The 12903-nt window shown below is 31.4% G+C and carries 9 protein-coding genes and 1 tRNA gene; all 10 read right to left on the bottom strand.

Annotated features, from left to right (window positions below; all coding sequences use genetic code 11):
* Nucleotides 1–64: 64 nt before the first annotated feature.
* On the bottom strand, nt 65–1204 hold the full coding sequence (locus B3630_RS00245; protein ID WP_346894462.1) for a sodium ion-translocating decarboxylase subunit beta: 1140 nt from the start codon (nt 1202–1204) through the stop codon (nt 65–67).
* A 16-nt stretch (nt 1205–1220) separates the two neighbouring features.
* Complete coding sequence (locus tag B3630_RS00240; protein WP_346894460.1) at nt 1221–1628, bottom strand: biotin/lipoyl-containing protein; 408 nt, start codon at nt 1626–1628, stop codon at nt 1221–1223.
* Nucleotides 1629–1653: 25 nt separating this feature from the next.
* Complete coding sequence (locus B3630_RS00235; RefSeq protein ID WP_346894458.1) at nt 1654–2028, bottom strand: OadG family protein; 375 nt, start codon at nt 2026–2028, stop codon at nt 1654–1656.
* A 12-nt stretch (nt 2029–2040) separates the two neighbouring features.
* Nucleotides 2041–3525 carry a carboxyl transferase domain-containing protein gene (locus B3630_RS00230; RefSeq protein WP_346894456.1) on the bottom strand — a complete coding sequence of 495 codons (1485 nt, stop codon included), beginning with the start codon at nt 3523–3525 and terminating at the stop codon, nt 2041–2043.
* A 303-nt stretch (nt 3526–3828) separates the two neighbouring features.
* The gene (locus B3630_RS00225) at nt 3829–5499 is read right to left on the bottom strand and encodes a formate--tetrahydrofolate ligase (protein WP_346894454.1); all 1671 of its coding nucleotides are present in this window, start codon (nt 5497–5499) and stop codon (nt 3829–3831) included.
* A gap of 189 nt (nt 5500–5688) precedes the next feature.
* Nucleotides 5689–7704: an ATP-dependent zinc metalloprotease FtsH gene (gene ftsH, locus B3630_RS00220; protein WP_346894452.1), complete on the bottom strand. Its 2016-nt coding sequence runs from the start codon at nt 7702–7704 to the stop codon at nt 5689–5691.
* A gap of 154 nt (nt 7705–7858) precedes the next feature.
* The gene (gene hpt / locus B3630_RS00215; RefSeq protein ID WP_346894450.1) at nt 7859–8398 is read right to left on the bottom strand and encodes a hypoxanthine phosphoribosyltransferase; all 540 of its coding nucleotides are present in this window, start codon (nt 8396–8398) and stop codon (nt 7859–7861) included.
* Complete coding sequence (tilS, locus tag B3630_RS00210) at nt 8391–9818, bottom strand: tRNA lysidine(34) synthetase TilS (protein ID WP_346894448.1); 1428 nt, start codon at nt 9816–9818, stop codon at nt 8391–8393. Before tilS ends, hpt begins: the two co-directional genes overlap by 8 nt.
* Nucleotides 9819–9983: 165 nt before the next feature.
* Nucleotides 9984–12386 carry a stage II sporulation protein E gene (gene spoIIE, locus B3630_RS00205; protein WP_346894446.1) on the bottom strand — a complete coding sequence of 801 codons (2403 nt, stop codon included), beginning with the start codon at nt 12384–12386 and terminating at the stop codon, nt 9984–9986.
* A 418-nt stretch (nt 12387–12804) separates the two neighbouring features.
* A tRNA-Met gene (locus B3630_RS00200) sits at nt 12805–12880 on the bottom strand.
* Nucleotides 12881–12903: the final 23 nt, after the last annotated feature.

Genomic DNA, 12903 nt, shown 5'->3' with positions numbered 1-12903 from the left:
GACTTAGGGTACATTTTAAAAAGTACATACCTTTTTTATAAACTATTTACAATTTAACTTAATATTAAACTCCGAATAAGGTTAATAATACACCCGCTGCAACTGCACTTCCTATAACTCCAGATACATTTGCTCCCATAGCATTCATAAGTAAGAAGTTAGTAGGGTCTTCCTTTTGACCTACAACTTGAGAAACTCTAGCTGCCATAGGTACTGCTGATACTCCAGCAGATCCAATTAATGGGTTTATCTTACCTTTAGTTAATTTACACATGATTTTACCTACAAGTACTCCTCCTGCCGTAGCTATAGCAAAGGAAACAACTCCAATTATAACTATTCCTATGGTTTTAGGATTTATAAAGGCCTCTGCTGTTGCAGTTGCTCCAACAGAAAGTCCAAGAAATATAGTAACTATATTTACTAGGGCATTTTGTGCAGTATCTGAAAGTCTTCCAACTACACCAGACTCCTTAAATAAGTTGCCAAGCATTAACATTCCTATTAATGGCAATAAGGATGGTAATAATAAAGTTACCACTATAGTTACAACTATAGGAAATACAATCTTTTCTATTTGCTTAACTTGTCTAAGTTGTCCCATTTTTATTCTACGCTCTTCTTTAGTTGTAAGAACCTTCATTATTGGTGGTTGTATAAGTGGCACTAGTGCCATATATGAATATGCCGCCACTGCAATAGGTCCTAGTAAATGTTCTGCTAGCTTATTAGTTAAGAATATAGCTGTAGGACCATCTGCTCCTCCTATAATTCCTATAGATGCAGCTTCTTGTGGTGTGAATCCAAAAAGAATAGCTATTCCAAAAGCAAAGAAAATACCAAATTGTGCCCCCGCTCCCATAAGTACACTAGATGGATTAGCAAGTAATGGACCAAAATCTGTCATTGCTCCTACCCCTAAGAATATAAGTGGAGGGAATATCTCCAACTTAACTCCTTTTGATAAGTAATATAACAATCCCCCTACTTCCTTACCTACAGGCTCGGCCATAATATTACCTAATGGTATGTTAGTAAGTAACATACCAAAGGCTATAGGTAATAACAAAAGAGGTTCAAATTTTTTACCAATTGCTAACCATATGAAAACTAAAGCTACTCCTATCATCACTGCTTGCTGCCATGTTAATGCTGCAAATCCAGAAGAGGCAAACAAATCCTTAATTACTTCAAAAACATTCATTTAAGTTGACCTCCTATTATCCAATAACAGCTAATATATCTCCAGTATTAACTGCGGCTCCTTGTGTTACATTTATCTCTACTACAGTCCCATCTACTGGAGCCATTATTTCATTCTCCATCTTCATAGCTTCAAGCACAAAGAGAACTTCTCCTTGTTTAACTATTGCACCTTTAGTTGCAAGCACCTTAACTATTGTTCCTGGCATTGGTGATTCTACCTTTGCACCATCTGCTGTTGATGCTACTGGTGATGCAGCTGGAGCTTGTGCTGGAGTTGATGCTACCGCTGTAGCTGCTGGTTGTGTTGGTTGTACTGGTTGTGCTGGCGCTATTGGTGCTACCGGTGTAGCAAATTCACCCTTTACTTCTTCCACTTCTACTTGATATAAATTCCCATTAACTGTAACATTGTACTTTTTCATATGAAATCTCCTCCTAACAATGCTTCTATCTAATAGAAGCATTTCTCCAACTTGAATTATTACTAACCCTTTTTATACTCTTTATATTTAGTTCATCTAGTGGTTTACCAGTATGAGCAGATAGTGATGCCATTATAGCTGCCACTAACTCATATTCTTTATTAATATCTACTGCTTGCACAGTGTTATCAACTTCACTTACCATAATTGACTCTTCCTTAGGCTCGTCATTAGTATTGGATTTCTTTTTATAATCTCTTCCTAATAAAAAGCTCTGTAACTTAATTATTAGCATAAGTGCTATTAACACTCCAAACACTATTATCATAGCAATGGCAGCTATACCTAATGCAAAGGATAAATTATCTAGAGTGAAGTTTCTGAATAATGTTTCTTTCATATTTCATTCCTCCTAAACTAGTGTACTACCATGTGTTTTAGGATATTTTAATTCTCTTTTACTTTGTAGCATATCTAGCATAGCAAATATCCTTTGCTTGCTTTCACTTGGTTTTATTACATCATCTATAATTCCCATTTTAGCTAAATTATATGGACTTGTTACTTCATCATAGTATTTAGCAATTACATCTTTTTCCCCTTGTTTATGATCCTCTGAGTTAAATATCTCACCTCTGTGTAATCCTTTTATATATTCTTCTGGATTTGTTAAACATACCTTTGCTGTTGGCCAAGCCATTGTAACATCAAAAGCCGATTCTCTTGAAGCTAATACTTCATATCCAAGGCCATACGCTTCTCCAATAACTAAAGAAACCTTTGGAACTGAAGCATCAATTAACGAATACATAAGCTTTCCTATATTTTTAGCAAGTCCATTATTTTCTTCTTCTAAAGAAACTGATGCTCCTTTGGTATCTACTAAACTTAAAATTGATATGTTGAAACTGTCACATAATTTTACAAAACTTGCAACTATATTTGCTCCTAAATTATCAATTTCTTTATTGTTAGAGTTTAATATAATTCCAACTGTCAAACCATTGATTTTTCCCAGTACAGTTCTAAAGTTTGCAGCAAATTCTCCATATATCTCTATAATACTATCTACATCAGTTATAGTATTTAATATTTCATCTAAGGAATAATCATCCTTTTCAACCATTTCATCAAGATTTAGCTTACTTAAGTTTAAATTTAAATCTTCATCACTAACAGTAGGTAATTCTAAATTATTTGATGGCATATAAGAAATTATATTTCTCACAACTTGGAATGCTTCTTCTTCAGTAGCAGTATTTATGTGCGCATTACTATTTTTATTAGCACTTACTCCATTGCTCACCATTGATTTATCCACATATTTACCTTCTTTTTCAGTAAGCTTACCTAAAGAAGATATGCTTAAATCGCTTATTTCATCCACAGCAACCACTACATCACTCATTGTACCAATTAATGATGTTATCCCATTACAAGGACCACAAATAATTGATATTCTTGGAACTACACCACTTAACTTAGCATACTTATTTAAAACTAATCCATAGGAACCAAGTAATTCTATTCCTTCATTTAATTTTCCACCTATGGAATCAATAACTTCAACTACAGGAGCACCTATTTTAGCAGCATTATCAAGAATATTTATTATTTTTCTTCCCATAGCTTTTGTAAAAGTTCCACCTTCAACTGTATAGTCACAACTATATATAAATACCAGTCTACCATTTACAGTTCCATGACCAGTAATTACACCGGCTCCATTGTCTGAAACAAGAGCACCAATTTCTACAAAAGTTCCTTCATCTAATAATGCAAGAACTCTTTCTCTCGCTGTAAGTTTATTTAGGTTGTGTTGCATTTGTAATTGACTATCTCCACCACCTAACTGTGATGTCTCTTTAAGCGAATTAAACACTTCAAGTTTATTCATTTTACTGCCTCCTGACATATTAACTTTACCGTATATAATAATAACACATTTAACACCATTTGTATATATTGATTGCAAGTTTTAATTCATTTTTCTGTGAATTTCTTATTTAAAAATTCCTACAATTAAGATAATCTTAGTTATAGTATTCTGTTTAAATAAATTTTAATTCCTGTCTATTAAAATTTATAAAAAAACTAATCCTATGAAAATCATAGGATTAGTGAATAAATTCTAATTTTTAATTATATCTGATTAACTGTTAAGCTAATTAATATATAATCTAATTTAAATTTAAAGAATTTAGAATAGACCTTCTATAGTTCCATCTTCATGAATATCTATTTTATTTGCAGCAGGAACCTTTGGAAGTCCTGGCATAGTCATTATAGTTCCTGTTAAAGCAACTATAAAACCTGCTCCATTTGATAATTTAACTTCTTTTACAGATATATTAAATCCTGTTGGTCTTCCTAATAAAGCAGGATTGTCTGAAAGAGAATTTTGAGTTTTAGCTACACAGATAGGTACTTTATGAAGTCCTAATTTTTCGATTTCGCTAATCTGTTTTTTAGCCGATGCTGTAAACTCAACATCATCTGCTCCATAGATTTCCCTTGCAATAACTTTTATTTTTTCTTTAATGTCGAGTTTTTCATTATATAATACTTGAAACTTGCTTTCTTTATTTTCAATAGTTGAAATAACTTTATTAGCTAAGTCTTTTCCACCTTCTGCTCCTTTTTCCCAAACTTCGGTCAAAGATACTTCTACACCCTTAGCTTTACAGAACTCTTCTATGAACTTAACTTCTTCATCACTATCTGATATGAATTTATTTATAGCCACAACTACTGGAACATTAAATTTTTGTATGTTTTCTATTTGTTTCTCTAGATTCACAACACCTCTAGACAATGCTTCTACATTTGGAAGATTTAATTCATCTTTTTTAACTCCACCATGATGTTTTAATGCACGAATTGTTGCAACTATAACTACGCAGTTTGGTTTTAATCCTCCATACCTACATTTAATGTCAAAGAATTTCTCTGCTCCTAAATCTGCACCAAATCCTGCTTCAGTAATAGCATAATCTCCTAGCTTTAACGCGATTTTAGTTGCAAGTATACTGTTACAACCATGAGCAATATTTGCAAACGGCCCTCCATGAATTATTGCTGGCGTATTATCTAATGTTTGCACTAGATTAGGTTTTATAGCATCTTTCATTAGCATAGCCATTGCACCTTGAACTTTTAAATCTTTACAATATATTGGATTTCCATCAAGGTCATATGCCACAAGTATTTTCCCAAATCTCTCCTTAAGATCCATAAGATTGTTAGATAAACATAGTACTGCCATAATTTCAGATGCAACAGTAATTGTGAATCCATCTTCCCTTAAAAATCCATTCGGCTTACCACCCATACCAACTACTATATCTCTAAGAGCTCTATCATTCATATCTAAAACTCTTTTAAATATAATTCTTCTTGAATCTATTCGAAGTTCATTTCCTTGATGAATATGATTATCTATAGCTGCTGATAACAAATTGTTTGTTGTTGTAATAGCATGCATATCTCCTGTGAAATGAAGATTTATATCTTCCATTGGTACTACTTGAGCGTATCCACCACCAGCAGCACCTCCCTTAACTCCAAAAACTGGCCCTAATGAAGGTTCTCTTAATGCTATAACAGCATTTTGGCCTAAACTGCAAAGTGCTTGACCAAGTCCTATAGTTACTGTAGATTTTCCTTCTCCTGCTGGAGTTGGATTAATTGCTGTAACTAATATAAGTTTTCCATCATCCTTATCTTTTCTATTTGCAAGAACATCTAAGGATATCTTTGCTTTATACTTTCCATAAAGATCTAAATCATCTTCAGTTAAGCCTAAGGTTTTTCCTACCTCTAAAATCGGTATCATCTTTGAACTTTGAGCAATTTCAATATCAGTTTTCATAAATTAACCTCCCAAGTATTATATTTATTTATATTATTTTTTCAAAATTCAGAAATAAATTAAGCTATGATAACTATGAATATAGTTGTCTCAATAGTTTCTTCAATACACTTTTATTTTCAAGTCCATTATAACATAATTACTTTTATAAAAAAAGCACAGCAATAGCTGTGCTTTTAAAACAATGTATTAATTTTCTTTGTATGTGTTACTCTCATTATTTGAAATTTCTTCTATCTGATTTTCATCTGTTGACACTTCATCATTAAGAGTTTCTACATTCCAATCCTTAAACTTATCATTAGAACTAATACTATTCTCTTCTACAGGAACATCATTTTTCTCTTTTGGAGAATCTAACACTATTTTTTCTGCATCAAATTCTGCAAGAGTTTTCCCTTCCATTATTGCATTAAATTCTTCCGCAGTAAGTTTTTCTCTTTCAAGTAGAGCTTTTGCAACATCATGAAGTTTATCTATATTCTCTTTAAGAATAGTTTCTGTTCTCTCATAAGCCTCATCAATTAAAGCTTTAATTTCTCTATCTATCTTAGATGCAACCTCTTCAGAGAAATCTCTTGTTCTTCCAAAGTCTCTTCCCATGAATACTTCACCATCTTCTTTTCCAAAAGATATAGGTCCTAAAGCATCTGTCATACCATATTCCATAACCATCTTCTTAGCTATTGATGTAGTTCTATCTATATCATTTTTTGCTCCTGTACTTATATCTCCAAGAATTAACGCTTCAGCAACTCTTCCACCTAAAAGACCAACCATATCATCTCTAAGTTTAGACTTAGATGTATATGCTGTATCTTCATTAGGTAGATGTAAAGTATATCCTCCTGCCATACCTCTTGGAATAATACTAATTTCATGCACAGCGTAAGAATTAGGTAAGTATTTAGATACTACTGCGTGACCAGCTTCATGATATGCAGTTAAATTCTTATCTTTCTCACTAATAACTCTGGATTTCTTTTCTGGCCCAGCCATTACTCTAGTTATAGATTCTTCTAACTCTTCCATAGTTATAACTTTTCTTCTAGCTCTAACAGTTAATAAAGCAGATTCATTCATTAGATTTTCAAGGTCTGCCCCAGTAAATCCTGGTGTTCTCTTTGCAAGTATTTTTAAATCTACATCCTCATTTAAAGGTTTATTCTTAGAGTGAACTTTTAATATTTCTTCTCTTCCTTTAACATCAGGTACACCAACAACTATCTGTCTATCAAATCTACCTGGTCTTAAAAGAGCTGGGTCTAAAATATCTGGTCTATTTGTAGCAGCTACCATTATTATGCCTTCATTTACACCAAATCCATCCATTTCAACAAGAAGTTGGTTTAATGTTTGCTCTCTTTCATCATGGCCTCCACCCATACCAGCACCTCTTTGTCTACCTACAGCATCAATTTCATCTATAAAGATTATACAAGGAGAGTTCTTTTTCGCTTGTTCAAATAAGTCTCTAACTCTTGAAGCTCCAACTCCCACAAACATTTCAACGAAATCTGACCCTGATATACTGAAAAATGGAACTCCAGCTTCTCCAGCCACTGCTTTTGCTAAAAGAGTTTTTCCTGTTCCTGGAGGACCAACTAATAATACTCCTTTTGGAATTCTAGCTCCTACTTCCATATATCTCTTAGGATTTTTAAGAAAATCTACTATTTCCTCAAGCTCTTGCTTTTCTTCATCAGCACCAGCTACATTTTTAAAAGTAACCTTTTTATCACCTTCTAAAGGTACAGCCATCTTAGCTTTACTTTTACCAAAGCTCATAACCCCACGGCCGCCTCCGCCACCGCTTCCACTAGATTGATTCATAAACATTACCCAAAATAATACTACCATTCCTATCACAAGAAGCGTAGGCAAAATTCTCATCCAAACTGGAACTGTAGCAGGTGGATCATATTTTTCATTCATATCAGGGTTTGGATTTTCTTTAAGTATTTGAGAATACCTTGATTGTAAAATATTTACACTGAATTCAGTACCATCACTTAATTTACCCCTTACTGATGTACCATCAGACGATGTTTGTATGGCTGATACTTGTTTTTGTTGCATATATTTTTCAAATTCTGTTACACTTATTTCTTTTAAAGTTCCTGTACTATCGAATAATGATAATGCAGAAAATATAACTAGTATTAATACTAAAAACCAAATTGTTGCACTAGAAATTTTTTTCATTTAAAGCCCCCCTCTCTCTACGGTTCAATATCACTAAAAATTCTATCATATGAGTTTTTCCTTTACAACATCAATAATATTAATTATTAATGAACTACTATTCTATTCTATTTTAAAAATAAATAAGATTATACCTATATAGTATAAAACTTTACTACTTCATATATACGTGTTCATGTAATATTCCTATATAAGGAAGATTCCTATAAATTTCAGCATAGTCAAGACCATATCCTACTAGGAAATAATCCGGAACATCAAAACCAAGATATTTAACATCTAGTTCTTCCTTTCTTCTTTCAGGTTTATTAAGTAAACAAGCTATTTCAAGACTCCTTGGATTTCTAGCACCTAAGTATTTCATAAGATATTTAAGAGTTACTCCACTATCTATAATATCTTCTACTATCAACACATCTTTGCCTTTTATTTCAAAATCTAAATCCTTTATTATTTTTACTATTCCTGAAGATTGTGTAGCATCTCCATAGCTAGATACAGCCATAAAATCCATCTTACAAGGTATAGTTATGTTTTTCATTAAATCAGACATAAACATTACTGAACCCTTTAGAATACCAAGCACAATTAAATCTCTACCTGCATATTCCTTTGATATTTTAGCCCCTATTTCTTTAATTTTTTCTGTCAAAACCTCTTCAGTTAATAAAACTTCTTTAATGTCCTTATTCATGTTTTTCCTGCCTTTCCACACTTACTTCTATAATTTTTTTTACTCCTTCATGGATTTTAAATTTATCACTTATTTTATATCCAATTATCCATGAAATATCTTCATCAAAACAAATCAGAGGCACAAAATCTCTTTCTTCTCTTGGAATCTTTAAGTCTATAAATATGTCCTTTAACTTCTTGCTACCTTTCATCCCAAGAGGATAAAATCTATCCCCATTCCTTCTAAATCTTAATGCTATATTTTTTATATTAGTACCATTAAAATATTTTATGTTATCATTAGACTTAAAATTCATTTTTTTATAACTATCTATAGATCTTATATATACTTTAAGTCCTAGCTCTTCAATGTAATTACTACCCATATTAAGATTTATAATAGTATCTATATCAACTTTACATTGTTTTTTTTGCCTTGTTATTTCAATATTACCGTATACATTCTTGATTAATATTTCCTTTGGAACAATTGTAAACTTTCCTGTGCCAGATTTTTGTAAGTTTATAATATTATCGATATGTATGCTTTGAATATTGTTTATATCCCCTTTGACTTCTAATAGAGCTTTTCTTATAACTCTACTTGCTAAAGATGGATGAACATAAAATACATCTTTATATATTATAACCTTATCTTCTCCTATATCACAATATTTTTGAAAAACTTTGGTTGCATTTTCTTGAATATAATCCTCATCATGTTTGATAAGTTCACACATTCTATTTAAGGTTGTAATTATATCTGAGTTAAAGTTTTGTTGTATATAAGGTATCAATTCTAATCGGATCTTGTTTCTTGAATATATAGGCTCATAATTTGTTTGATCTATTCTAGCTGGAAGATTATTTTCTTTACAGTAACCCTCGATTTCTTGTCTGCTCACATTTATTATCGGCCTTATATATACTTCATCTCTTACAGGTTTAATCCCTATAAGCCCTTCTATTCCAGTTCCTCTCATTAACCTCATAAGTACTGTTTCTGCTTGATCATTAAGATTATGAGCTAATGCAACTTTATTTGCATTAAGCTTTTTTAGAAGCTCTTCAAAAAATTCATATCTGGCATCCCTACCAGCCATCTCTGTGGATGTATTGTTTTCACAAGCTATGAAGTTTATATCTACAGACTTGCTAAAGAATTCAATTTGATTTTCTTTGCAAAACCTTCTACAAGTAGCTTCATCCTCATCTGATTCACTGCCTCTTAACATATGATTCACATGAGCTGCATATAGTTTTATATTATAATCATCCATTAATGTAGACAAAATATGCAATAAACTTATAGAGTCAGGACCTCCAGATAATGCAACTATAACTTTGTCTCCTTTATTCAACATTCGATTTTCTTCAATAGTTTTAATAACTTGATTTCTCATATTATTATGTACTTTCGGCCACTCTTTATCTCCCATAAAAACACTTCCTAAAAATATAGTTTTAAGTCATAATATCATAAATGTAAGAATTTTAAAACAAATATAATAAAAAATGAAGAAATGTTTACACACCTCTTCACTTTTTTTATTATAACCATTATAAATTAGCTATAATTAACTTTCTAATTTACTTAACCCAAATTAAGCTGTGTGAACTCTAGAAACCATAACTGTCATATCATCCTTAACCTTATTTTTTCCTATTCTCTTCGCTTCATTAATTATACCCTTAGATAGTTCCTCTGGACTCACATTATCATTTCTACATAAATAATCCAATATCCAATCTATCTTACCACTAGATTCTTCATCACAGTCTGTAATTCCATCTGTTAACATAACAATCAGATCGCCATTTTTTACTTTCTTACTATGAATCTCTATATCTGCTTCATCTAGTATTCCAATAGGTAGACTTCTAGATTTAATAATATCTATGGTATCACCACTCTTTACAATGCTAGCTACTGCTCCCACCTTCATAAAATCTACTTCTCCACTATACAAGTCAATTGCACTTAAGTCTACTGTAGAGAATTTTTCATCCTCCGAAAATTTAAGGCTCATTATAGAATTAACTGTATTTATAGCTGTAGTTCTACTAAATCCCGCACCTGTAAATTTCTCAATTAATTCAACTACAGCCTTACTTTCTCTTCCTGCCTGTGGACCTGAGCCCATTCCATCACTAATAACCATCATGTAACTACCATCATATCCTTCTCCAAAATTAAAATTATCTCCAAAGATAGTTTGTCCATCTTTACATGCCCTAGATACGCTAGTAGTTACTCCAAACTTAGGTACTTCTTCAAACATAGCAGTACACTTATTAGTTATAGGATTAATCTTACACCCATCGGCTTTTAATTTCATTTTATAACCTACACAGTCATTAATTAAAGGTAGCATTTTTTTTATACATAAATTTCTTCCATTGCAACAATTACAGGTTATCTGTATATTTAGTCTTTCATTCTTGTCTTTTATTGCAAATACATCATCAATTTCTATATCGTACTTTTCAAGAATTCTTATAATCTTTTTTTCTGAATCTTTGTCTTCATTAAAGTCTGATGAAAACTCTTCCATAATCTCATCTACAGACTTAGCCATGTTATTGAATTGATTTGCAATTAGCTCTCTGCCCTCTGCTAATCTACTTCTCCACATTTCACTTATAATAAATTTGTTTATTATATCTTCTGTATTCCTTATTAGCGAAGCTTTCCTTATACATTTCTTTTCTAATAACTGCGGAAAAATGTTAGTTCTATTCTGAGCACTTTCTAAAAGTTCTCCAAAAGCCTTATAGGTATTTATCATTTCTCTTCCCCAGCATATTCCACATGTATCACAGCTATTACATACTCTATTAGCTAAATTCTCTATAAGCCCACTACTTTTAGTACTCATATCCAGCTTATCATTATCAGCTAAATTATTCAACGTGCCAGCCATATTTAGAAGCACTTCAGAAAACTTATCTAACCTATCTGTGAAAATTCCCTTTACTTTATTAACATATCCTTCTTCATATCTTTTACTTTTTTTCTCTACATCTAACTCCCCAGATATAGTTTCATATATATCATTAGGTATAACTACAAATAACGCTGTAGATAAAATCCCTTCTGCCAATATAAATTGTGAAATTCCTTCTGGTATATAAGTAGCTATATAAATCTTCATTATGCAAAATACTATAAATGATGCTAAAGCTGAAATCAACTTTCCACCTTCTCTAAATATCCCTGAAGTTAAGGCACATACTCCCAATACTGTTGCATAACCAAAAATATTCTGGCTAGACATTCCCACAATTACACCCATAGCAATTCCTGCTGTAGCACCTATGCTTGTACCACAAACATAGCCTATAATAGATACAACTGCAATACTTAATACACTTAAAATTGATATATTGAAAACTTCAATACCCCAAGTACCTGCAATTATTAAAGCTATTAATATACTCATAGAAACTATTTCTTCATTTGAAAATAAATGCTTTGTTCTTATCTTTTTAAAGCTGTTAATACTATACTCCAGTATTAAGTAAACAGGTATTATACTTACTCCTTCTAATGCAGTATTACCAAGTGCCAACAGTAGTGTATACTGATTTACTAGCATAGTATATGCAAAAATCATTATTAAAGTTGCCCCTATAATAACAAATTTTTGAATATTCTTTTTTATAAAACTATTTAAAATTAAACATATTATAACCAAAGTTGGAACTATAGTTATATACATTAAGGAATTTTCTAGTACACCTATTGTAGTTATGTAGCCCAATATAGATCCGAGCCCAACAAATAAAGATAATTTATTATCCCCCAAGAATAGTATTGTAAGTAAAAATGCAATTCCAAAAGGTGCAGATTTATTTATCATTATTACTCTACTAACTAATATAGCAACACAGAAAAACATAATACTCTTCGCTATTATTTTTGCTCCGTCACCTTCTTTATCATTACTAATAACCATACTGCTTTTTACTCTTTTATACGTCTTAATATTTTCTCCATATTGCATAATAATTTCACCCACCTGTATTTTTTTTACAGGTTAATTATATCAATGTTCGTTGGAAATAAATGTAATTTAATAGGACCTACATAAAGAAATTTATTACAATAAACTCCATTTATCTCTCTTTTGATTTTTAGTTTATGGCTCTAAATTATTAAGTTATTTGGCTTATAGTATGACTTTAGTAAATCTATACCTCTTAATCTCTTATTTTTATATATTATATTTTTATGTCATGAATAATAATTATAAAAGGTTTCATGGGGAAAATATTTTTCATATAAATATAAATAATTAATATACTTATATTTATATTTACTTTTGAACTCTGTTTATAAATTCAATTCATTAAACTTTTTATAAATTAACTAATCTTATTTAAAAGAAAAAATGGATTGAATATATATTCAATCCACTCTTATGGTTGCGGGGGCAGGACTTGAACCTACGACCTTCGGGTTATGAGCCCGACGAGCTGCCAACTGCTCCACCCCGCGTCATTTGGTGCTGAAGACCGGAA

Origin of the sequence: Clostridium sp. UBA7503 (assembly GCF_002477055.1) — a bacterium.
GTDB classification, from domain to species: domain Bacteria; phylum Bacillota; class Clostridia; order Clostridiales; family Clostridiaceae; genus Clostridium_J; species Clostridium_J sulfidigenes.
This window is presented reverse-complemented; position numbering and strand designations above follow the sequence as displayed.